The organism is Pedobacter sp. G11, assembly GCF_003860265.1.
Taxonomy (GTDB): Bacteria; Bacteroidota; Bacteroidia; order Sphingobacteriales; family Sphingobacteriaceae; genus Pedobacter; species Pedobacter agri.
Genome location: NZ_CP034190.1, coordinates 622,805 through 645,513, shown reverse-complemented (window position 1 = coordinate 645,513; position 22,709 = coordinate 622,805). Strand labels below are relative to the sequence as shown.

Annotated in this window: 19 protein-coding genes and 1 tRNA gene; 12 read left to right on the top strand and 8 right to left on the bottom strand. The window is 36.9% G+C overall.

Going from position 1 to position 22,709, the window contains the following annotated elements; genetic code table 11:
* Positions 1–51 precede the first annotated feature (51 nt).
* A complete protein-coding gene (odhB, locus tag EA772_RS02850) occupies positions 52–1,281 on the top strand; it encodes a 2-oxoglutarate dehydrogenase complex dihydrolipoyllysine-residue succinyltransferase (protein WP_124911106.1) in 1,230 nt (409 codons plus the stop codon).
* A gap of 200 nt (positions 1,282–1,481) precedes the next feature.
* On the top strand, positions 1,482–1,841 hold the full coding sequence (locus EA772_RS02845; RefSeq protein ID WP_124911105.1) for a DUF2809 domain-containing protein: 360 nt from the start codon (positions 1,482–1,484) through the stop codon (positions 1,839–1,841).
* Positions 1,842–1,958: 117 nt separating this feature from the next.
* Here the strand turns inward: EA772_RS02845 and EA772_RS02840 are convergent, their stop codons facing one another.
* The 4 genes from EA772_RS02840 to ileS all read right to left on the bottom strand — a co-directional run bounded on the left by EA772_RS02840 (position 1,959) and on the right by ileS (position 7,268).
* Positions 1,959–2,543, bottom strand: a complete 585-nt coding sequence (locus EA772_RS02840; RefSeq protein ID WP_124911104.1) for a DUF4269 domain-containing protein — start codon at positions 2,541–2,543, stop codon at positions 1,959–1,961.
* A 298-nt stretch (positions 2,544–2,841) separates the two neighbouring features.
* Complete coding sequence (locus EA772_RS02835) at positions 2,842–3,444, bottom strand: lipoprotein signal peptidase (RefSeq protein ID WP_124911103.1); 603 nt, start codon at positions 3,442–3,444, stop codon at positions 2,842–2,844.
* Positions 3,444–3,827 (bottom strand): TraR/DksA C4-type zinc finger protein, encoded by a 384-nt coding sequence (locus tag EA772_RS02830; protein WP_010600357.1) that lies wholly within the window; start codon positions 3,825–3,827, stop codon positions 3,444–3,446. Before EA772_RS02830 ends, EA772_RS02835 begins: the two co-directional genes overlap by 1 nt.
* 30 nt (positions 3,828–3,857) lie before the next feature.
* Positions 3,858–7,268, bottom strand: coding sequence for an isoleucine--tRNA ligase (ileS, locus tag EA772_RS02825; protein WP_124911102.1), 3,411 nt, complete (start codon positions 7,266–7,268; stop codon positions 3,858–3,860).
* 268 nt (positions 7,269–7,536) lie between these two features.
* Here ileS and EA772_RS02820 point away from each other — a divergent pair, with 268 nt between their 5' ends.
* On the top strand, positions 7,537–7,809 hold the full coding sequence (locus EA772_RS02820; RefSeq protein ID WP_116169220.1) for an isoleucyl-tRNA synthetase: 273 nt from the start codon (positions 7,537–7,539) through the stop codon (positions 7,807–7,809).
* A 307-nt stretch (positions 7,810–8,116) separates the two neighbouring features.
* Here EA772_RS02820 and EA772_RS02815 read toward each other — a convergent pair whose 3' ends face one another.
* Complete coding sequence (locus EA772_RS02815) at positions 8,117–10,468, bottom strand: RND family transporter (protein WP_246834027.1); 2,352 nt, start codon at positions 10,466–10,468, stop codon at positions 8,117–8,119.
* Between the two features lie 121 nt (positions 10,469–10,589).
* Here EA772_RS02815 and recO point away from each other — a divergent pair, with 121 nt between their 5' ends.
* Together recO and EA772_RS02805 are read left to right on the top strand one after the other, a co-directional pair.
* Positions 10,590–11,315 (top strand): DNA repair protein RecO, encoded by a 726-nt coding sequence (gene recO, locus EA772_RS02810; protein ID WP_116169221.1) that lies wholly within the window; start codon positions 10,590–10,592, stop codon positions 11,313–11,315.
* Positions 11,316–11,378: 63 nt separating this feature from the next.
* A tRNA-Val gene (locus EA772_RS02805) sits at positions 11,379–11,453 on the top strand.
* Between the two features lie 31 nt (positions 11,454–11,484).
* Here EA772_RS02805 and EA772_RS02800 read toward each other — a convergent pair.
* Positions 11,485–11,988, bottom strand: coding sequence for a cupin domain-containing protein (locus tag EA772_RS02800; protein ID WP_124911101.1), 504 nt, complete (start codon positions 11,986–11,988; stop codon positions 11,485–11,487).
* Between the two features lie 124 nt (positions 11,989–12,112).
* On the opposite strand from EA772_RS02800, the gene EA772_RS02795 reads away from it, so the two are divergent.
* The 3 genes from EA772_RS02795 (at position 12,113) to EA772_RS02785 (ending at position 14,657) form a co-directional block, all read left to right on the top strand.
* Positions 12,113–13,024, top strand: coding sequence for a hypothetical protein (locus EA772_RS02795; RefSeq protein ID WP_116169223.1), 912 nt, complete (start codon positions 12,113–12,115; stop codon positions 13,022–13,024).
* Positions 13,025–13,061: 37 nt separating this feature from the next.
* Positions 13,062–13,688 (top strand): class I SAM-dependent methyltransferase, encoded by a 627-nt coding sequence (locus tag EA772_RS02790; RefSeq protein ID WP_124911100.1) that lies wholly within the window; start codon positions 13,062–13,064, stop codon positions 13,686–13,688.
* 72 nt (positions 13,689–13,760) lie between these two features.
* Positions 13,761–14,657 (top strand): NAD(P)/FAD-dependent oxidoreductase, encoded by an 897-nt coding sequence (locus tag EA772_RS02785; protein ID WP_124911099.1) that lies wholly within the window; start codon positions 13,761–13,763, stop codon positions 14,655–14,657.
* 14 nt (positions 14,658–14,671) lie between these two features.
* Here the strand turns inward: EA772_RS02785 and EA772_RS22000 are convergent, their stop codons facing one another.
* Positions 14,672–14,836 (bottom strand): hypothetical protein, encoded by a 165-nt coding sequence (locus EA772_RS22000; protein WP_010600366.1) that lies wholly within the window; start codon positions 14,834–14,836, stop codon positions 14,672–14,674.
* 246 nt (positions 14,837–15,082) lie between these two features.
* Here EA772_RS22000 and EA772_RS02780 point away from each other — a divergent pair, with 246 nt between their 5' ends.
* Positions 15,083–16,168: an SGNH/GDSL hydrolase family protein gene (locus EA772_RS02780; RefSeq protein ID WP_168187472.1), complete on the top strand. Its 1,086-nt coding sequence runs from the start codon at positions 15,083–15,085 to the stop codon at positions 16,166–16,168.
* Here the strand turns inward: EA772_RS02780 and EA772_RS02775 are convergent, their stop codons facing one another.
* A complete protein-coding gene (locus EA772_RS02775) occupies positions 16,169–17,602 on the bottom strand; it encodes an amino acid permease (RefSeq protein ID WP_124911097.1) in 1,434 nt (477 codons plus the stop codon).
* 407 nt (positions 17,603–18,009) lie between these two features.
* Between EA772_RS02775 and EA772_RS02770 the strand changes: the two genes are divergently transcribed.
* From EA772_RS02770 to EA772_RS02760, 3 genes are all read left to right on the top strand, one after another.
* Complete coding sequence (locus tag EA772_RS02770; RefSeq protein WP_116169228.1) at positions 18,010–18,345, top strand: PadR family transcriptional regulator; 336 nt, start codon at positions 18,010–18,012, stop codon at positions 18,343–18,345.
* A 12-nt stretch (positions 18,346–18,357) separates the two neighbouring features.
* Positions 18,358–20,112 (top strand): PspC domain-containing protein, encoded by a 1,755-nt coding sequence (locus tag EA772_RS02765; RefSeq protein ID WP_124911096.1) that lies wholly within the window; start codon positions 18,358–18,360, stop codon positions 20,110–20,112.
* Positions 20,113–20,226: 114 nt separating this feature from the next.
* Entirely contained in the window at positions 20,227–22,677 is a 2,451-nt protein-coding gene (locus EA772_RS02760) for an outer membrane beta-barrel family protein (protein WP_124911095.1), read from the top strand.
* Positions 22,678–22,709 lie beyond the last annotated feature (32 nt).

Below are 22,709 nucleotides of genomic sequence, written 5' to 3'. Positions count from 1 at the left end.
ACATTTCATCTTTAAAACATAATAACAACAAAAATTACAATTTTAAAAAATATGAGTTTAGAAATAAAAGTTCCACCTGTTGGTGAGTCGATAACGGAAGTTGTTTTATCACAATGGTTAAAAAAAGATGGCGATGTTGTTGAAATGGATGAAGTTATTGCTGAATTAGAATCAGATAAAGCTACTTTCGAATTAACAGCTGAACAAGCGGGAACTTTAAGAACCATAGCTGCTGAAGGCGATACTTTAGCCATTGGCGCAGTAGTTTGTAAAATTGAGGATGGTGGTGCAGCACCTGCAAAAGCAGATGCTCCTAAAGCCGAAGAGAAGGCAGTTGTTGCAGAAGATAAAACATCGGCTCCTGTTGCTGAAAAATCATCTGGCGAAAGCTACGCAACCGGAACACCATCTCCTGCAGCAGGAAAAATTCTTGCTGAAAAAGGTATTGATGCTGGAGCAGTAAAAGGTACTGGTATTGATGGCCGCATTACTAAAGATGATGCTGTTAAAGCGGAAAGCGGAAAGGCTAAAGCTGAAAGCCCTAAGGCTGCGGCTCCTGAAGTTGCAGCTCCGGCTGGTGCTCGCTCTGAGCGTCGTGAGAAAATGTCGCCATTGCGTAAAACCGTTGCGAAACGTTTAGTTTCTGTTAAAAACGAAACGGCCATGTTGACCACCTTCAACGAGGTTAATATGAAGCCGATTATGGATTTGCGTTCGAAATACAAAGATTCTTTCAAAGAGAAATTTGGCGTTGGACTAGGTTTTATGAGCTTTTTTACAAAAGCGGTAACGGAAGCCTTAAAAGATTTCCCAGCGGTTAATGCTCGTATTGAAGGTGAAGAAATTGTTTACAATAATTTTGCTGATGTTTCTATCGCAGTTTCAGCTCCAAAAGGTTTAGTAGTTCCTGTTATTCGTAATGCAGAAAGCATGAGTTTGGCAGAAATTGAAAAATCTGTTTTAGCGTTAGCGTTAAAAGCACGTGATGGAAAGTTAACCATCGAAGAAATGACTGGTGGAACATTCACAATCACGAATGGTGGGGTATTTGGTTCTATGATGTCAACTCCGATTATCAATGCGCCACAATCAGCTATTTTAGGTATGCACAACATTATCGAGCGCCCAATTGCTGAAAAAGGTGAAGTGGTGATTCGTCCGATGATGTATGTGGCTTTATCTTACGATCACAGAATTATCGACGGACGTGAGTCAGTTGGCTTCCTGGTTCGTGTAAAACAATTATTAGAAGACCCAGCGAGATTATTATTAGGCGTATAGTCTTAAAAACTATCTCAAGATATAAGGCCTCAACCATTTTGGTTGGGGCTTTTTTTGTGTTCGACTATCGTCATTGCGAGGCACGAAGCAATCTCAATACGAAAATATTCTAATTATTGCCGTTGCAGGATTACTGTGTACCTCGCAATGACGAATACCTTAGTTTTGCTTTTTTGTGAGTATTAGTTATTTTAGAATCCATGAAATTAACCTTCAATTTAAAGTTTCTCATCATTTTCATAGCGATTTTTATTGTAGAAATCTTAATTGCCAAATATGTGCATGACGCTTACATACGGCCATTTGGGGGCGATGTTTTGGTTGTGGTTTTGATTTACGCTTTCCTGAGAATATTTTTAAAAACAAATTATAAGAAACTTGCTTTTGGGATATTAATTTTCTCTTTTATTATTGAATTTCTGCAGGCTTTGCATTATGTAAATTGGTTAGGTTTGCAGGACAGTAAGTTTTGGAGTATTGTATTAGGTACTTACTTTTCTGTGTATGATTTACTGGCTTATTTTTTAGGCTATTTAATTTGTTTGTTGTTTAAGGATTGAAGAATGTGTTCATTTTGCTTTACCACCACGTCATTGCGAGGCACGAAGCAATCTTAATGCTATCGCGATTTAATTCAAAGTTTTAGGATTGCTTTGTGCACCGCAATGACAAATGTATTAGAGTTTCAACTTCAAAAGCTCTTCATAAGGATCTCCCTGTAATCCCAATAATTTAGCAAAAGCTGGCTCGGTTTTATAACCTTGTCTTTTTAATTCAATAACCCGCAACCTAAAATCCTCCCCTTTTTCCAATAGTATTTTATATTCAATGAGCATATGGCGGTAGGCATTTTGTTGTTGCGTTGGAATGTTTTGTCCGAATATTTCGATTTCAAAATCATTGATTACGAAGTTAGATTTTACCGCATTAAAGTTTTGAGTTTTAGAAATCTCAAAAGTCTTTTTATTTTGAAAGTGATTTTTTAACGTATTGACAAATGCTTCTTCATCATTCACATCGCAGATAATATCTAAATCGCTGCTTTCGATATCGATGTTGATTGGAATGGTGCCAACTAAAATAGGAGTGAAGCAATTAAGTTTCTCCAAAATACCGTTTTCAGTTAAAACTTGATAAGCATTCTTTTGCCGTTCGTTTCCATTTTCTAAGTAAGCGATATCGAGGAAATTTAGGTTTGGCACCATACAACTTTTGTTTCTTGCAGTATCCAAAGTTAATAAACCCGACAGTATGAATGCCAATGCGTTTTAATTCTTTCTTTGTTTGTTAGCAGAACAGTAATTAATATACAGGTTTCATTGGCAGTAAGGATAGCGGCAAGCGATATTAATTTATGCAGAATTTTGCTTTTCAAAAATTACTATTTCACAATCGTCATTGCGAGGCACGAAGCAATCTCATTTGTGGATTTGTTATAGGATTAGGATTGCTTCGTGCCTCGCAATGACGAAGTTTCGAAAAAAAAAAGCCCATTTCAATTAAGAAATGGGCTCTATACTGATAGTCAATATTCTTCGACAAGCTCAGAATGACAAAAACTTAGTCTTCTACAATTTCACTATTGATGCCGACATCGTCTTTCACATCTTCTTTAAAATAGTTTTTTTGGAAGATTAAGATCAAAATGACACCGACAGATATCGCAGCATCTGCAAGGTTAAAAACCGGTCTGAAGAATATAAATTCATCTCCTCCCCAAATTGGAATCCAGCTTGGGAAATGCCCTTCGGCGATTGGAAAATAAAACATATCAACCACACGACCATGAAACCAGGTTTCATAGCCATAAATCTTGCCATAGAATACCGAATCAATGATGTTGCCAAGCGCACCGGAGAAGATTAAAGCTACATTCAAAATCAGGCCACGATGATATTTGTGCTTAATTAAGTAATGTAATCCATAACCTATTCCACCAACTGCTGCAATGCGGAAAAGCGATAAAGCTAATTTTCCAAATTCTCCACCAAATTCCATCCCGAAAGCCATTCCATTATTTTCAGTAAAGTGGATAATGAACCATTTACCGATAATATTGAATTCCTGACCAAGGTACATGTTGGTTTTAACCCAGGTTTTAATCAGCTGGTCGGCCAATAAAACCAAAAAGATAATAATTAAAGGTTTTGTATAGCCTTTCATTAACTCTGCTTTAATTTAGCTTCCATGCTTAAAGTAGCGTGAGGAACCGCACGTAAACGTTCTTTTTGGATTAATTTGCCCGTTTCGCGGCAAATACCATAGGTTTTGTTTTCGATACGAACCAAAGCATTCTCCAGGTTATCAATAAATTTTTTCTGACGAGCAGCTAATTGATTGATTTGCTCTTTCTCCATGGTTGCTGAACCATCTTCTAGTGTTTTGTAAGCTCCCGAAGTATCTTCTGTGCCATTTGCGTTTGGGTTACTTAACGATGATGTTAATGCGTTAAGTTCTTCTTTCGCCATGCGTAATTTATCTTGAATTAATTCTTTAAATTCCTGAAGTTCACTGTCTGAGTAGCGTGTTTTGTTACTGTTTTCCATGTTTTTAATTTAGTTTTCTAATATATGGATTTATATTTTAGTTACTGAAATGCTTAACTCAACATCATCAATGGTGATTTTGTTTGCATCTGTTACAGTATCTATTAATTCTAACTCCTCTGCCAAAATTTCTGCGCAAATGTATGCCTTGTTTTTAGCAACTGCAGTAGCAACGAGGTTATCGTTTTGTAAACTAACCTTTATCTTGTCGGTTACTTCAAAATTTAATTCTTTGCGCAAATTTTGTATCCGATTTACCAGCTCGCGGGAAATTCCTTCTTGTTTCAGTTCTTCAGAAATGGTTACATCTAAAGCAACAGTTAGGCTGCCTAAATTTGTTACCTGCCATCCTGGGATATCTTCAGCAATAATTTCTACGTCAGATAATTGAACATCGTATGTAATACTTTCTCCAAGCTTTGGATCTGTTTGAATACTGATTTGACCTTCTTTTTCCAGTTCGAAGATTTGCTCCTGAGTAAAGTTATTAATTGCATCAGCCACTGCTTTCATACTTTTGCCAACCTTTCCACCTAAAACTTTAAAGTTTGGTTTTACCTTTTTCTTCACGATACCTTGCGTATCGGTGATAAATTCGATATGCTTAATATTCGTTTCTGATAAGATGTAATCGGCTACTTTGCCAATTTTTTGCTCGAAATCACCGTTTAAAGATGGAATTAAGATTTTTGCTAAAGGCTGACGGACGTTGATGCTTGATTTTTTTCTTAATGATAAAACCATCGAAGAAATATCCTGAGCGTAAACCATACGTTCGTTCAAATCATTGTCGATTAAACTTTCATCAGCTGCTACCCATAAAGTTAAATGAACCGACTGCTCCGCATTTTTATCGGTTACAGTTAAGTTTCTATATAACCAATCTGCAAAGAAAGGTGCAACAGGGCTCATTAACTGCGCCAGTGTTTCTAAACAAGTATAAAGCGTTTCGTAAGCAGCACGTTTATCATCAGTCATTTCACCTTTCCAGAAACGGCGGCGACTCAACCGAATGTACCAGTTGCTTAAATGCTCATCAACAAAAGCCTGAATTGCTCTGGTAGCCTTAGTAGGCTCATAAGTGTTGTATGCCTCATCAACTTCGTTAATTAAGTTTTGCAATAAAGATAAAATCCAACGATCTAATTCGGTTCTATCTGCAACCTTGCTTAAGTTGTCTTTATCAATTTCGAACTTATCAATATTAGCATACAAAGCAAAGAATGCATATGTATTATAAAGCGTTCCGAAGAATTTACGACGCACTTCCTCAATTCCGTCGATGTCAAATTTAAGGTTATCCCATGGATTGGCATTTGAAATCATGTACCAGCGAGTAGCATCGGCACCATATTTATTTATGGTTTGAAAAGGATCGGCAGCGTTGCCTAAACGTTTAGACATTTTCTGCCCGTTTTTGTCCAACACTAATCCATTTGAAACCACGTTTTTGTAAGCGATCTTATCAAAAACTAAGGTAGAGATGGCATGCAAGGTATAAAACCACCCACGGGTTTGGTCTACACCTTCGGCTATAAAATCTGCCGGGAAATCTTCATTTCCATCAATACTTTCCTTGTTTTCAAAAGGGTAGTGCCACTGTGCATAAGGCATGGCGCCAGAATCGAACCAAACATCAATTAAATCACTTTCACGCGTCATTGGTTTACCTGATGGAGATACCAGCGTAATCTGATCCACTACATTTTTATGCAAGTCGATTAAATCGTAATTCTCTTCAGACATGTTGCCAATTTCAAATCCTTTAAACGGATTTTCTTTTTGGAAACCAGCTGCTATAGATTTTTCGATGGCATTGTAAAGTTCTTCAACAGAACCGATTAAAACTTCTTCTTTTTTATCTTCAGTTCTCCAGATTGGCAAAGGAATGCCCCAATATCTAGAGCGTGATAGATTCCAGTCGTTCGCATTCTTTAACCAGTTACCAAAACGACCTTCGCCGGTAGATTTTGGTTTCCAATTAATGGTTTCGTTCAGGTCGAACATTCTGTCTTTAACATCTGTTACCTTAATGAACCATGAATCTAAAGGATAATATAAAAGCGGCTCATCAGTTCTCCAGCTATGTGGGTAACTGTGAACATATTTTTCTACTTTAAACGCCTTGTTTTCTTCTTTTAATAAGATGGCAATTTCTACGTCAACTGATTTTTCAGGTGCGGTACCGGCATCATAATATTCGTTTTTAACATATTTGCCAGCGAATGGACCAACATGTTTAGTGAATTTCCCTTGTAAATCTACCAGAGGAACAAGAATATCGTTATCATCCAATACCAACATTGGTGGAATTTCAGGGACTGCTTCTTTTGCAACTTTAGCATCATCAGCACCAAAAGTTGGAGCGGTGTGTACAATACCGGTACCATCTTCAGTCGTTACAAAATCTCCGGAAATTACTCGGAAAGCATTTTCAGCATTATTGTATGGTAAAGCATAAGTTAAAAGTTGCTCGTATCTAATGCCAACCAATTCAGTTCCTTTGCATTCGGCAAGAATTTGGTAAGGGATTTTCTTATCGCCTGCTTTAAAATTTGCGAAATCATCCACATCATTACTTTCGAAGAAAGTTTTGCTGAATTGCTTTCCAACCAGGTTTTTGGCAAGAATAACATTCGTTGGCAAAAATGTATACTGGTTAAAGGTTTTTACTAAAACATAATCAATTTTTGGCCCTACAGTTAAAGCGGTATTCGATGGTAAAGTCCATGGAGTTGTGGTCCAGGCAAGCAAATAGATGTCGCCAAAGCCTTGTAAAAAGGCCGGCAAAGTATCGTTTAATGCCTTAAACTGTGCAACAATTGTGGTATCGGTAACATCGCGGTAAGCACCAGGTTGGTTTACCTCGTGCGAGCTTAATCCTGTTCCTGCTTTCGGTGAATATGGCTGGATGGTATAACCTTTATAAATTAAGCCTTTATCGTAAATCTGTTTCAGTAACCACCAAACCGATTCCATGTATTTCGATTTATAGGTGATATATGGGTCGTCCATATCAACCCAATAGCCCATTTTTTCAGTCAAATCGTTCCACACATCGGTGTAGCGCATTACTGTTTTTTTACACGCTTCGTTATAATCTTCAATAGAAATAGTTCTACCGATATCCTCTTTGGTTATACCTAATTCTTTTTCAGTACCAAGCTCTACAGGTAAGCCATGGGTATCCCAACCGGCTTTACGTTTAACCTGATAACCCTTAATTGTTTTATAGCGGCAAAAAATATCTTTAATAGCACGAGCCATTACGTGGTGAATCCCCGGCATACCATTGGCAGACGGAGGTCCTTCGTAAAAAGTAAACGGATTGGATTTTGGGCGTGAAGAAATGCTCTTTTCAAAGATGTTTTCTTCTTTCCAAAAATCCAGTATATCTTGCCCTATTTTGGCAAGGTCTAATTGTTTAAATTCGTTATACATCAATCAAGTACCTCAAAAAATTAAGGTTGCAAAGTTAAAATTTTTCGCTCAAATTCGGTAGTTTAGATGTAAATACTTTTGAGGTGAAATTATTTAATATCGGACTTTTGTTAATGATTACAGCCGTAATTGCACTGCCAATTGTAGCAGTTATTAATCCTGCCAATCGCGATTTCGTACTGTATTCATTTTATTTCTGTGGTGCATTAGAACTAATTGGACTCATCTTTGTTTTAGTTCATATTATCAAACTTAAACGAATGAATCCATGATCAAGTTACTTAAATTACAAAAAGCCGTTTTGGTGCTTATACTTGGCGTGCTATCGTTTATTGCCTACCGCATTTTAAGCGCTTACGAAGTAAGCTGGGCCCGCTATTTACAAGTTTTAGCAGGCGTTTTGGTTATGGTTGGTGCGTTGTGGATGTTATACCCTATACTGTTCGCCAAAAATGATGGGGACGGTAAAGCAGAAATCATTACCGATCCTACAATTCCTGTACCGGTAGACGAAGAAGATGAAAAGCCAGCCAAGGAGTAAGTTGGTTGATTATTTGATAGTAAACTCATATTTCCTCAAATCTGTTTAACAGCTTTCTAAATAAAAGATTCTGAAAATCATGACCTGCATTTCATTTTAATGTTCGTCCTGCTGTTCTCTTTACTCGTTCAATGAAAAATTTCACTCGTGTTCGCTGCCATCAGGTTTAGATACTCAAGTTCGAATAATAAATTCAATTTCTAAAGCTCAAGTTATGCCAAAATTATTTCAGTATCTCCCTTTGAAAGAAAAACTCTGAAATAAATTCAGGTAACTGCAGATTAAACTAAATCAGTTTCAGCAGTGGTTAGTGGTCAAACTCTTCCGCATTTTTAGCCGATTCTTCATCAGAAACCATCTTCCTAACTTTCTTTTTATCTAACCACAAAACCAAAGCTGGTAATAAAGTTAAGTTGAAAATTAACGCAACAAATAAAGTTATCGAAAGAAGTAAACCTAAAATAACTGTTCCGCCGAAAGTGGAGGCCGTAAAAATTCCAAAGCCAAAAAATAAAATTAAAGCAATATGGGTCATGCTTACGCCAGTTTCGGTAATCGTATCTGTAATTACTTTCGGAACGCTAAAGTTGGTCAGGTTTAATTCTTGCTGGTATCGGGTTAGAAAATATATGGTTTGATCGGATGCCAATCCAAAAGCAATGGTGAAAATTAAAATGGTTGATGGTTTTAGAGAGATACCAAAATAACCCATAATTCCAGCAGTAATAATTAACGGAACAATGTTCGGTAACAGGGAAATAAACATAATACCCAAACTTTTGAATTGGGCCAGGCGAAGAAGCGAGATCAGAACAATCGCCAGTCCGATACTTTCAAAAAGGTGTTTGAGCATATAATCTGTTCCTTTTGAAAAGATGATGCTGGAACCTGTCAACTCAACATCAAATTTATCCGGAGGTAAAATGCTATCAATACGAGGTTTGAGTTCAGCCATAATTGCATCTAAACGTTTCGAACCCACATCGGCCATCTGGAAACTAATTCTTGTGCTTTGATTGCCCTTGCTTACAAAATTAGTTAATAAGCTTGCGTTTCCTTTTCCACCACTGGCAATGTAAGCCAGGATGAAGTTTTTCTCCATGTTATCAGGTAATCTGAAAAAAGTGGAATCATTATTATAAAATGCTTGAGTAGCATATTTTAAGCCCATATTTACGGAGATCGAACGGGAAAATTCAGGATAAGCTGCAATCATCTTTTCCATTTTCTCCATGCGTTTTAGGTTAGTCAGGTTGAAAACACCATTTTTTTTCCTGGTGTCAACGCTTACTTCCAAAGGCAGTATCCCTTCGAAATTTTTCTCAAAGAATTTTAGGTCTGCTAGTATTGTTGAGCTCTTAGGCAAGTCATCAACTACATAACCATTTACATTAATTTTCATCACGCCAATAAAAGCAATAATGGAAATTACAATTGTGCCTATATAAATCAGACTACTTTTCTGCTGAACAAGGCGATCGGTTTTAACCAATAACTTGTGCAGAAAACCATCTTCCAAATGTGTTTGCGCTTTTAATTTAGGAGCAGGCAGGTAACTGAAAATGATCGGGATTAAACACAGGCACATTAACCAGGTAATCATTACATTTATCGATGCCACACTACCAAACTGCATCAATAATTCGCTGCCTGTGAAATATAAAACACCAAAACCGATAGCTGCAGTGATGTTTGCAATTAATGTAGTAACGGCAATCCTTTCAATAGTAACGCTTAAAGCCCTTTGTTTGTCGCCATCTTTCCGAAGTTCGTTTTGATACTTATTGAGCAGTAAAATACTGTTCGGGATACCTATAATAACAATTAGCGGTGGAATCAATCCGGTTAATATTGTCAGTTCATAGCCGAATAAAACCAAGGTACCAATACTCCAGATTACGCCCATAACCACCACCAGAATCGGGTAAAAGACTGCTGAGAACTTCCTGAAAAATATCAATAAAATGAGTGCTGAAACGAGAATTGATAAACCTAAAAACAACACAAATTCATTGCTAACCAACTTACTTACTGCCGTACGGATGTATGGCAAACCGGAGATGTGAACTTGTATTTTTGTTTCCTTTTCGAAGGCTTTCGCTTTTTCTTCAATTTGTTTTAATATTGGATTTCGTTCCGCAGAATTCAGGATTTTTGTATCGAAGGTAATTGCCATCAATGTGGCATTTTGTTTATTATAAACTAATCCTTCAAAAAATGGCGTGTTGTATAATGTGCTTTTAATCGAATCCATTTCAGCATCCGTTTTCACCAAACCATTTGGAATGGCCTTTAAAACAAACTTTTGCTCAACAGTATCTTTTTCCAGCTGGAAAATCTTACCAGACGATAGAACGGCCTTTATTCCTTTTAGCTTCTGAATGTCATTCGATAACTGAACCCACTTGTTGTAAATATCTTTCTTAAAAATACCAGGCGATTGAATGCCAACAACCATAACGCTTCCATCCTCACCAAAAGTTTTTTTGAAGTTATTATATTTCACAAAGGCGCTGTCGGTTACGGGGAGGATTTTGCTTCCGGTATAAGAAAGTTTGACATTTTTGGCCTGATAAGCCATGAAAACTGTACCAAGTACGAAAAATACAATAATCGCAATACGGTTCTGAAGAATAAACCTCGATAGCTTAACCCACATGTGTTGTCTAGTTTTAATAATATGATAAGGGCAAAACTACTCTTATTTATAAATTGGCATGCTTTTTTGCTCAATTTATTTTGCACAAATAACATACTTTTGAAAAAAATGTTTTAGCTAGATGTTGCACAAAGTCAAGGGGATTGTTTTGAAAACCACCAATTACAGTGAAAGCAGCGTAATTGTTCAGGTGCTTACCGATAAATTCGGGATGCAATCTTACCTAATCAATGGGGTAAAGAAGCCTAAAGCAAAGATTAAGATGAATATGCTGCAATCGCTGCATCTTTTAGATATGGTGGTTTACCATAAAACAAATACCAATATTCAGCGGGTTTCGGAAATTAGGCAGACGCCTGTTTTCAAAAGTATTCCCTATGATATGGTGAAAACCAGTATTGTTATTTTCTTGAATGAAGTGCTTTACAAAAGTATTCGACAACAATCAGCAGATGATAGCTTGTTTGATTATATCTTTAATGCCATCGCCTGGTTTGATGAAACTGAAGAACTCAATCCAAATTTTCACCTTTCATTTTTACTTAAACTCACTCGTTTTTTAGGCTTTTCTCCAAATGAAAAGAGAAGGACGGATCAAAACTACTTTGATTTACAGGAAGGAGAATTTGTTTCAAGAGTTCCCATTCATTCCAACTATCTTCAGTTAGAAGATGCTTTAGGCTTTATTTCTCTTTTTAAAACACCACTTGAAAAAATTTCTGAAATAAAAATGAGTAACATACAAAGGCGTTTTTTGTTAGATAAGATATTGGTTTTCTATACCTTACATACGGCTTCGTTTGGGGAAGTTCAATCGCACAAAATATTAGAAACTTTGTTAAGCTGAAAAAAAATAAAAAAGATTTGCGAAACAAGATTATAGCGCTATATTTGCATTCCCAAAAGGAAAGGGAAATTAGCTCAGCTGGTTCAGAGCACCTCGTTTACACCGAGGGGGTCGGGGGTTCGAACCCCTCATTTCCCACACTAAGCCTTTCAGGAAACTGAGAGGCTTTTTATTTTTTGAAATAATCTGCCGGATAAAACTTCTGACCATACTTTTCTCCAACTTCACTTACCTTGGCTATGGTTTCTTCATTAATCTCAGGAGTGGGCAAAAACGTATTGGTTTCAACTGGTGTCCCAATTTCTTCAAACATTTCTTCCATACCAGCAGGAGTAACAATACAAATCATATGTGCAAGATTCTTCCTCAGGTTTTTAAATTGATGAATCATGCCTCCCTTTGGGATGTTCACAAATGAACCCTTCTTTGCTGTATAATTTCCTTCCTCGGTCGTAAATTCAATTTCGCCATCTAAAATGTAGAATGCTTCCTGAATATCTGGATGTGAATGAGGACCAGGTCCGCCTAGAGATGGAACAAGCATGTCTATTACCGCATATTCGTTATTGGTATGCTTGCCGGAGATAATCGTTTTATAATTATTTCCTGCAACCGAAACAGTTTTGCCATCTTCTGTATTAACAGTAGTAAGCTTGTTGAATAAATTTTTCATCTCTATCGTTATGTATTATGCTAACATTTCAATTCTCCACTTGTTTGATTGTTATTAATTTACTCCGTATTTAAATAATATATCCGAAATTGGCTCTTAAATTCACGATGCACTTCAGAAGTAAATGGATAAAATAATTAGGTTTATATTTTTTGGAAATTACTTCGTAGGTTTTCTTGCAGTGGCTTTAACTGTCGAGGCAACTCTGCAATTGCGTTTGCCTTTCAATTCATTAAACTATTATCTTTTGCTGTTTTTAGCACCTACCATTTATTATACTTACGCCTATAACAAAGTTTCAAATCAGCCATTGGCTACAAACCCCAGAGCACAATGGTATTTTAAACACAAAAAATTAATCAATTGGAGTCAAAGTATATTATTTACAGTTTGTACTTCGCTAATTGTTAATCTACTTTATGATAATTTTAATAACCTATTAAAACTTCCAATCAGCTATTGGGCTGCCATTGTCGTAGTTGTAGTCGCGGCATTGTTGTATTATGGTTTGTTGCCCAAATCTTTTTTAAAATTTAACTTGCGCAGTACAGGTTGGCTAAAAGCTTTTGTTATCGGATTTGTTTGGGCATGCTGTGCAAATGTGCTACCACTAATTATGCTCAAAATCGAAACCGGAATAGGTTATCACGATTCTGTTTTGTGGACGTGGCTATTCATAAAAAACTGGATGTTCTGCACCGTCAATGCCATAATTTTCGATATCAAAGATTATCCAACAGATGCCAATAAGCATTTGCGAACTTTCGTGGTGCGTTATGGATTGCGCAAAACTATTTTCCAAATTCTCATCCCTTTATTAATTGTAGGATTATTTTCATTAGGAATATTTGCAAATTACAAAGGATTTGGCCTTCCGCAGGTATTGTGTAACGTTTTGCCATTTGTTGTAACCATTTACGTGGCCTATTCCATGCACCGAAGAAAAAATATTCTCTATTATTTGATGGTTATTGATGGTTTAATTTTATTTAAAGCCATTTGTGGTATTATCGGGATGCAATTTGTAACTAGCTAGCAGATTACCATGAATTTTCCAGTTAACTTTAACGTTCTTGATCAATAACTACGATAAAATAGCCAACTACTACGATTCCTTAAGCCGTTTGGTATTTGGGAAATCGCAGCTCAACGCCCAAATTAATCAGCTGAAAAATATTACGAAAAATAGTTCTATACTGATTGTCGGTGGGGGTACGGGCTGGATTTTGGAAGAAATAGGTAAACGTCATCCTTCAGGCTTAAAAATTACTTATGTGGAAATTTCTGCTAAAATGCTGAAACTCTCTAAAGATAGAGATTATGGAGCAAACAGCGTTTTGTTTATTCATTCCAGTATCGAAGATTTCAATCTAGAGGATCATTTCAATATTATTTTAACGCCATTTTTGTTCGATAATTTTGCTCAGGAAAGATGTCATTTAGTTTTTCAAAAATTGGACGTCAGGTTAAATAAAGATGGACTATGGTTTCTCGTTGATTTCACAACTCAACCCAAAAGCGGAAAGTGGTGGAAAAAACTTTTTTTAAAGGTGATGTATAAATTTTTCGGTTTGATAAGTGATGTTGAGGCAAGTAATCTGGTAGATATGTCACCATATTTCAATGATGCAGGTTATAAAATAATTGAAGAGCGAAGCTATTATGGTCAGTTTATTAAGGCATTGATCTATCAAAAATAAAATGACATTTATTTAATGCAACTATATTGCATTTAAAAAATTTTTGCTGAATTTTGTTTCAAAGAACTTGATATGGATTTTGATGTAATTATAATCGGCGGCAGTTATGCCGGGTTATCTGCGGCCTTAGCTTTAGGTAGGGCTAAAAGAAACATACTAATTGTTGATGCTGATAAACCCTGTAACAGGCAAACGCCACATGCTCACAACTTTTTAACTCATGATGGAGATCGGCCTGCGGAGATTTCCGCCCAGGCAAAAGCAGAAGTGCTTCAATACCCTACTGTAAAATTCATTGATGGAACGGTGAACGCAGCCAAAAAAATAACAGGTGGTTTCAGTGTTGTAGTAAACGAGCTTATAAGTTATTCAAGCAGAAAATTGCTGATTGCAACCGGTTTGAAAGATGTATCTCCAAATATTAAAGGCTTTGCTGAATGTTGGGGTATCTCGGTTATTCACTGTCCATATTGTCATGGCTATGAAGTAAGTGGCGAAAAAATCGGCTTACTTATGAATGGAGATATCGCTTATGAAATGGCCAAAAATGTTAATCATTGGAATAAAGATTTAACGCTTTTAACCAATGGCAAGTCAGAATTGACTGCTGAACAAACCAATAAGTTAAAATCTAAATCAATTAAAATCATCGAAACAGGAATTGCGGAATTAATACACCATGATGGCGAATTGGAGCGTGTTGTTTTCGCCGATGGAACGATTTTGAAATTAAAAGCCATTTACGCTAAAACTGATGTGGAACAACATATCGATTTTCATCAACAACTAGGCTTTGATCTCACAGAATTTAAAACAATAAAAGTAGATGAGCAGCAGCAAACAACTGCTAAAGGCGTTTATGCCGCAGGAGATTGTACGACCCTGATGAGATCGCTATCAGTAATAACAGCAGCTGGAACTATTGCGGCCGTAATGATCAATAAAGAAATGATTGCAGAAGATTTCTGAAGAATCATTAGAAACTAAAATAAAATAGCGCCAACAATTGTGGCAATAAGCATTGTAGCCATTACAATTCTATCTGCATTAATCCACTGTTCTCTGGTTAATGGTATGTCAGCTTTTTTTACTTTTTCAGCTTTTTCTCGGCTGAGTCTGAAAACCGATGTGTCTAATTTAATAATCATAGGAAAATGTTTTTACGGGTTATTTTTTTAATTCAAATCCTAAGCCAAAAACCCATAAAATTGTTTAATTGTGGATAACTTACAATATTTTGTGAAATATTGATGATTTATAAAAGCGTTATGTAAAATTATTGATAAACAAGTGGTTAGTTCTGTATTTAAAAAGAAACAACGATTGATTTTTAATATGTGATAGGTATACAGATTGCTTATATTGGATTGATTTTTTTAAATAAGTTTATCCTTATGAAATCTATATATTTCTCAATGGTATTCCTTTGCTTGTTGGCAAAACCCTCTTATTCGCAAGATGCGAATCCTGCCCGATTTGTTAAAGCAGCCGATCTGACGATAATTGGTAAAATGATTCAAACCGGGAATATTTATCAAAGGTTAGATACTATAGATTATCCAAGGCTTCCCGCTGCAGTTAAAAGATTACTGACTATGTCGGCAGGGATTGCGGTTTCTTTTAAAACTGATAGCAAATTTTTAAAAGCAAAATGGTGTAATTCTAAAAGTAAAGTGGGTAGCAATATGACTGCTATTGCTCAAAAGGGACTTGATTTATATGTTAAATTAAATGGGAAGTGGCAGTTTTGTGGTGTAGGTAAACCTTTAGAACAGTGTACTGAAGCATCGCTGGTAAACAATCTGATGGAAGGGCAGAAGGAGTTTTTGCTCTATCTTCCTTTATATGATGAGATTAATGATTTAGCAATTGGCATTAGTTCTAACTCAACGATTACAGCCGGCACAATTCCATTTAAGAGCAGGATTTTAATTTATGGCTCTAGTATTTTGCATGGTGCTTCGGCGAGCAGATCAGGATTGGCCTATCCGGCAATTTTGTCTCGACAAACAGGTTTAAACTTCATCAATATGGGTTTAAGCGGAAGCGCTAAAATGGAAAAGGAAGTCGCCGATTTGATAGCTAAAATTGATGCCGACGCTTACATTTTAGATTGTGTGCCTAATTCATCGCCCGAGCAAATTAAAAGCAGAACGGATTATCTGGTTCAAACCATCAGAAACTTACATCCGAAAGCGCCTATTATTATCATGCAGAGTTTGATTAGGGAAAGTGGTTATGTAGATGCGGCTATTGGAGATCGGGTACGGTTACAGAATGAAGAGATCAAAAGTCAATTCCTCAACTTGCAAAAGAAAGGTGTTAAAGATTTATATTTTATTTCCGCAGAAAATTTTCTGGGAAATGACCATGAAGGAACTGTTGATGGCACGCACCCAAATGACTTAGGATTTTATCGTTTTACGGAAGATATTCGGCCAAAACTCTTGAAAATTTTGGCCAAATACAATATCAAATAATTAGCCTTCACGGAGTTTGCTATTCTTTTTACCGTAAAAGAAATAAATTGCTAAACCGATAGCTAACCACACTACTAAACGTATCCAGGTATCGGCAGGTAAAAATACCATCATGGCTACGCAGGTTAAAATACCTAAAATCGGAATCAACGGAACCCAGGGCACTCTGAACGGACGTTTGGCATCCGGATCAGTTTTTCGTAGAATTAAAATACCGACACATACCATCAGGAACGCTAGCAAGGTCCCGATACTTGTCATTTCACCCACTACATTCATCGGAACGAAGGCTGCGAAAAGTGCAATGAAAATACAGAGAATAATGTTTGATTTCCAGGGCGTTTTAAATTTTGAATGCACATCAGAAAACATTTTTGGCAATAAACCATCCTTACTAATAGAGTAAAACATTCGCGATTGTGCCATTAAATCTATCAAAATTACAGAAGTATAGCCGATTAAAATGGCCAAAATAATGGCCTGGCTTAACCATCCGTAAGGTGTTTTTTCAATCGCAATGGCAACTGGTGCACCACTATTTGCAAATTCTTTATAATTTGCTAAGCCCGTCATTACATGGCCGAACAGGCCAAATAAAACTGTACAAACTAATAGTGACCCAATAATTCCGATTGGTAAATCACGGCCGGGGTTTTTGGTTTCCTGAGCAGATGCGGCCACGGCATCGAAGCCGATGAATACAAAGAAAACCAAGCCTGCACCACGCAAAATTCCACTCCATCCAAACTGCCCAAACGTACCCGTGTTTTCCGGAATATATGGATGATAGTTTGCTGGGTCGATGTACTGCCAACCGAGTGCGATGAAAATCAGAACCACGCCAACTTTTAAAAATACAATAATTCCATTTACAATTGCTGAACCTTTGGTTCCACGGATTAAAATGGCTGTCATTAAAACTACCACTAAAGCGGCAGGGATATTAATAATTCCATTTACGGTTGAACCATCGGCTAGTTTTGCAGTTTCGAAAGGAGAGAGGGTAAGTTGTGGTGGTAAATAAATCCCTAAACTTCCTAAAAAGCGTGTTAAATATTGCGACCAGCTAATGGCAACCGTGGCACAACCTACAGAGTATTCCAAAACCAGATCCCAGCCAATAATCCAGGCAAAAAGCTCGCCCATGGTGGCATAAGAATAAGTATAGGCACTGCCTGCAACTGGAATCATCGAGGCGAATTCGGCATAACAGAGGGCTGCAAAACCACAGCCTAATGCCGCTATTACAAATGATAAAGTTACCGCTGGTCCGGAATGATTGGCTGCCGCCAGACCTGTAATGGAAAATAATCCGGCACCGAGGGTTAAACCAACGCCAATTAAAATCAAATTAATCGGACCCAAGGTTCTTTTGAGCGTTCCCTCGCCGCTTTCGTTTGCTTCAGCAACAATGCTGGCAATTGATTTTTTCATGAATGAAGTTATAATGCTGCAAAATTATTAAAATATATTTAGCCTACCTAATTTGTAGTGATTTGTTTGATGGTTTATACTTTCTATTGAACAAAGTATTGACTTGAGAAGATTTTTCAAAGGATCACTTTATTTCTTACACAAGCCTAACTATATAAACCCGATAAAGCCAAATAGCTCCCGATTTCTTTTTTAAAATCGGGACTATGGGCGATAGCGGGACCGCTGATACCGAAGCATTTCTGGCATTCCTTTCCAACAAAACCTTAAAAAGATAATCCTAATGAGAAGAATAAAAATTTCACCATAAAATTAATTATCTGACTATCAATGCTTTGATTCAAAAGTTTAATATATTTTAGTACTATGTATTGCATAGTACAATATAAAACATATATCTTTGTATTATGATAGCAGAAAATACGCAAACACAAATGCGGAAGGGAATTCTGGAATACTGTGTTTTATCAATCATCTCACGTGGCGAAATTTACGCCTCGGATATTATTGCTGAATTAAGGTCGGCAAAGCTATTGGTGGTTGAAGGCACACTATATCCATTATTAACCAGGCTTAAAAACAATGGTTTGTTAAGCTACAACTGGGTAGAATCTACCTCAGGCCCGCCCCGTAAATATTATACCTTAACAGAAGTTGGAAAGGATATTTTATCTCAATTAGATCAAACCTGGCAAGAACTGGCTTATGCTGTAGGTGTTTCACAAGAAGGAGCCAAATCATAATTTTAAATAGAAATGGAAAAGACCATCATCATAAATATAGGCAACACAATTATTCACATCGAAGAAAGTGCCTACGAACTCTTAAAAGTTTATTTAAACGAAGTAAAGCAGCATTTTATTAATCATGCCGACGATTTAGAGATTGTAACCGACATCGAAAATCGTATCGCTGAATTATTAACGGAACAACTTGAAGCGCAAAAGAAACAGGTGGTTGATGTAAATGATGTGAATTTGGTAATTGCACAAATGGGGCGTGTTCAGGATTTCGACGGTGTGGAAGAGAATGAAGAAGAACCTGTACTAAATACGAACTATCAATTCCAAGCGGATAAAAAATTATACCGCGATATGGATGAGCGTGTAATTGCAGGTGTTTGCGCCGGAATTGCGCATTATATCAATACTGAAGCGAAATGGATTCGTCTGGCTGCCTTGCTTTCGGTGTTTTTAGGTGGTGCTGGCTTTTTGGTTTATGCCATCCTTTGGATTATTATGCCAAAAGCTAAATCACGTATCGAAAGAATGGAAATGAAAGGCGAACCTGCGAATTTGCAAGGTTTTCAAAAGAACTTAGATGAAGAATTGCTTGCGTTAAAACAAGGTTTGGCCATTGCTGGCAAACATACCGGATCTATTTTCGGGCAAATTGGTATTTTCATCGGCGAATTTTTCGAGTGGCTGGGCCGTTTCATTTCAGGAACCGGAAAGGTAGTTTTTAAAGTAATTGCAGGACTGATCGTACTATTTGGTGTGCTGTTTATGCTTTCGCTAATTGTTGGTTTTGCAGCATTTCAAGGATTCTGGGATTCGAGTGTTTATGAATATTTCCCTTTTTCTATTATTGATGAAGGCAACCGGGGGGTAATTTTATTCAGTGCATTCATCGTATTTTTTATTCCGGTGTTGGCTTTGGTATTGTTTTCCATTCGTTTTGCTTTCAACAAGCAGGCTATTAACAAAACACTTTCGTTTCCATTGTTAATTATTTGGTTGGCGGGTGTAGCAACAGCTGGTTATCATGCGGCAAAGATTTCATCGGAGTTTAAACAACATGCAGAGCTTACACAAAGCAATGATTTAAAATCGTATAAAACCTACATTATTGATATTGACAGAAGTAAATATTTTAGTAAAGAGGATAGCTTAAAATATAATATCAATCCGGATAATCGCAGGCAAATTGTAACAGATGATTTTGATAACGGTCCTTTTGTAGCGCCATATAATATCCGCATCAATGTTGAAAAAAGTGAAAACACGGCTAGTCGATTAATTCAAAAATATGAGTCGCAAGGTAAAACGTTTCAAAGGGCCTTACAAAATGCACAGAATATTGATTATAACTATCACCTGAAGGATTCCACCATCTTATTTAATCCGCGTTTTCAATTACGAAAAGGCACCATTTGGAGAAACCAGGAGGTTTGGCTGAATCTTGAAGTTCCGGTAGGAACGAGATTAATCTTCAAAGAGGATGCATACCGTTACATCAATAACTGGGGAACCTGGGACTGCTCAGATAAAGAAGGTGATGACAATGGTTACAGTACCTGGATCATGACGGAAGAAGGTTTAAAATGCATTGCTCAATTGAAAGAGGAGGCTTTGAACAAGAAAAAATTACAATTAGAATTACGTGAGCTGGAACTTTCGAAAAAAATGAGAACTACAGATTCCACTTTTCAAGATTCTGTATTAAGTAGAATGAAAGAAGTTAAAGAAGAATTAGGCATCAAGCCTGAAGAAAATACCGATAATCAATAGAAGTAAACGCATAATCTTAATTGAGTGGTTGCAGTTAAGAAATTTCTTGTCTAAAATGAGTACGCTCCGTTGTAAAATGCCGCGGAGAGACTAAAATGAGTTAAAGAAAAAATCATGAAAAAGTTATTAATGCTCTTGACATGCCTAATGGTGTGTGGGGTTTCCTTTGCCCAAAATATCTATAAAATTACAGGTAAAATTGTTGATGAAAAGGCTGTGCCTGTGCCGTTTGCGATTGTTCGTGTTCTCAATTTTCCAGATACAAGCCTGGTGAAAAGTGTTTCTTCGAATCAGGATGGTTTATATGAAATCAATCAGCTAAAAAGCGGAAGTTACCTGTTATCGGTGTCAGTGGTGGGATACAAGGCCAAAAAAACGGAAAGATTCTCACTGAATGCAGATCTGAAAATGTCCGACATCAACATCGAGAGTTCAACGAAACAGTTAAAAGAGGTGAGCATTTCTGGTAAAAAGCCTTTTATCGAACATCAGATAGATAAAACCGTTCTGAATGTTGAAAACAGTATAACCTCAACCGGTGGAACGGCTCTTGAAGTTTTGGAAAAAGCACCGGGTGTACAAATCGATCGGCAAAGTGACCAGATCAAGCTGAATAATAAATCTGGCGTGCTGGTAATGATTGATGGTAAAACCAACTTTCTATCCGGTGCTGATGTGACGGCCCTGTTGAGTAATATGAGTGCGGAGCAAATTTCTACTATTGAATTGATCACCAATCCATCCTCAAAATATGATGCAGCCGGAAATGCAGGGATCATCAATATCAAACTAAAACGAAATAAAGCCTACGGTACAAACGGAACAGTTTCTTTTAATGGCGGCCAGGGAATTATGCCAAATTCGCCAACAGATTTATATCGGGGCGGCGTTAACCTGAATTTAAATCACCGTGAAGGGAAATGGAATATTTTTGGTAATGGAGCCGTAGCACGGAAATCAAATTTTAATAATACCTACCTCAACCGAACCACTTTATCTAATGGATTGGCCAGTTACTTAACCCAAAATTTTAACAGGCAAAATAAAGGTGTTGGTTTTCAGGGAAAACTAGGCGCAGATTATTACGCTTCGGAGAAAACTGTATTCGGTGTGATGTTAGATGCAAATACGATAAAAACGAAACTGACTAATTTTAGTAATACCAACATCAGTGCCGTTCAAAATGGGGCAACTAATTTGAGTTCGATTTTACAAGATGCCTTGTCTACTTCGCCAATTGGTAATTTAACCGCGAATTTCAACATCAAACACGATTTTGACAAGAATGGAAGGAGCTTGACATTTGATGTGGATTATTCGGGCTTTAGCAATGAGAAGCAAGAAAATTTTTTGGCGAACTATTTGAATGCTTCAGGTGATGCAACCAACCAAACCAGTTTACGAAACACTACCGACGCTAAAATTAATGTTTACGCAGCCAAAACAGATTTAACGCTTCCACTTTCCAAAACCATGAAAATTGAAACTGGCTTGAAGAGCAGTTATGTGGTTACCAATAATGATTTTCTTTCGGAACAATTTTTATCTGGTGTTTGGCAAAATGACTTTGGGAAATCCAACTATTTCGTATACAAAGAGAATATTAATGCCGCCTATGCAAATTTCTCGAAAGATTGGAAAGTATGGCAAGTTCAGGTAGGTTTAAGAGCGGAGCATACGCATTCGAATGGAAATTCAGTTACAGATAATAAAGAAGTAGACAGGAACTATCTTTCACTTTTTCCCACGGCATTCCTAAATCATAAAATTACTGAAAATCATAATATTCGTTATTCATATAGCAGGAGAGTAGATCGCCCGAATTATCAGCAGCTCAATCCATTTGTTTTCTATATGGATCCGTTGGCTGTAGATCAGGGAAATCCATATTTAAAACCTCAGTTTACTGATAATTTCGAGATCAATTATAGTTACAAACAGGCTTCACTATCATTAGGCTATTCTGATACCCGTGATATGATTACCCAAATTAGTCAACAAAATGATGCGACCAGGGTAATAAGCGTCATTCGTCAAAACCTAGGTCGGTTCCAGAATTTTTCGGCAGGTATTTATGTGCCCATTAAAATTGCAAAATGGTGGAATTTGCAAAATAATGCCAGCGTCTATTACAGCAAATTTGAAGATGGAAATTTAGAAGGTGCGGCTTACAGCGCTGGAAAAGCCGCTGTAAATTTGTATAGCTCGAGCAGTTTCACATTACCGCAAAATTTTTCTGTAGAAATAAATTTCTGGTTAAATACACCCCGAGTTTCGGGAGTAGAACGCACCACTGTTACGCAATATGCCATTAACGCCGGTATACAGAAAAGCATGCTCAATAAAAAACTTAAGTTAAGATTAAATATGGATGATATCTTCCTGACGAATTACTGGGCAGGAAGCCTGATTTATCAAAATGTGAACATGAATGTAACGAACCGCTACACCAGCCGACGAGCCAACTTCAACATCAGTTATAGTTTCGGAAATCAAAATGTGAAATCTGCCAGATCAAGAAATACGGCGACAGATGATATTAAAAACAGAGCCGGAGGAAGTTAATGGTAGTTAGTTTATAGGCAATGAGTCGTTAA

What these genes read in the sequence shown, in the direction of transcription:
- EA772_RS02775 (WP_124911097.1), bottom strand. Translation starts at nt 17,602, where the DNA reads ATGAAAAAATCAATTGCCAGCATTGTTGCTGAAGCAAACGAAAGCGGC.
- EA772_RS02770 (WP_116169228.1), top strand. Translation starts at nt 18,010, where the DNA reads ATGATAGCAGAAAATACGCAAACACAAATGCGGAAGGGAATTCTGGAA.
- EA772_RS22000 (WP_010600366.1), bottom strand. Translation starts at nt 14,836, where the DNA reads ATGATTATTAAATTAGACACATCGGTTTTCAGACTCAGCCGAGAAAAA.
- EA772_RS02820 (WP_116169220.1), top strand. Translation starts at nt 7,537, where the DNA reads ATGATCAAGTTACTTAAATTACAAAAAGCCGTTTTGGTGCTTATACTT.
- EA772_RS02800 (WP_124911101.1), bottom strand. Translation starts at nt 11,988, where the DNA reads ATGAAAAATTTATTCAACAAGCTTACTACTGTTAATACAGAAGATGGC.
- EA772_RS02765 (WP_124911096.1), top strand. Translation starts at nt 18,358, where the DNA reads ATGGAAAAGACCATCATCATAAATATAGGCAACACAATTATTCACATC.
- EA772_RS02845 (WP_124911105.1), top strand. Translation starts at nt 1,482, where the DNA reads ATGAAATTAACCTTCAATTTAAAGTTTCTCATCATTTTCATAGCGATT.
- EA772_RS02785 (WP_124911099.1), top strand. Translation starts at nt 13,761, where the DNA reads ATGGATTTTGATGTAATTATAATCGGCGGCAGTTATGCCGGGTTATCT.
- ileS (WP_124911102.1), bottom strand. Translation starts at nt 7,268, where the DNA reads ATGTATAACGAATTTAAACAATTAGACCTTGCCAAAATAGGGCAAGAT.
- odhB (WP_124911106.1), top strand. Translation starts at nt 52, where the DNA reads ATGAGTTTAGAAATAAAAGTTCCACCTGTTGGTGAGTCGATAACGGAA.
- EA772_RS02760 (WP_124911095.1), top strand. Translation starts at nt 20,227, where the DNA reads ATGAAAAAGTTATTAATGCTCTTGACATGCCTAATGGTGTGTGGGGTT.
- EA772_RS02830 (WP_010600357.1), bottom strand. Translation starts at nt 3,827, where the DNA reads ATGGAAAACAGTAACAAAACACGCTACTCAGACAGTGAACTTCAGGAA.
- EA772_RS02815 (WP_246834027.1), bottom strand. Translation starts at nt 10,468, where the DNA reads ATGTGGGTTAAGCTATCGAGGTTTATTCTTCAGAACCGTATTGCGATT.
- EA772_RS02835 (WP_124911103.1), bottom strand. Translation starts at nt 3,444, where the DNA reads ATGAAAGGCTATACAAAACCTTTAATTATTATCTTTTTGGTTTTATTG.
- EA772_RS02780 (WP_168187472.1), top strand. Translation starts at nt 15,083, where the DNA reads ATGAAATCTATATATTTCTCAATGGTATTCCTTTGCTTGTTGGCAAAA.
- EA772_RS02795 (WP_116169223.1), top strand. Translation starts at nt 12,113, where the DNA reads ATGGATAAAATAATTAGGTTTATATTTTTTGGAAATTACTTCGTAGGT.
- recO (WP_116169221.1), top strand. Translation starts at nt 10,590, where the DNA reads ATGTTGCACAAAGTCAAGGGGATTGTTTTGAAAACCACCAATTACAGT.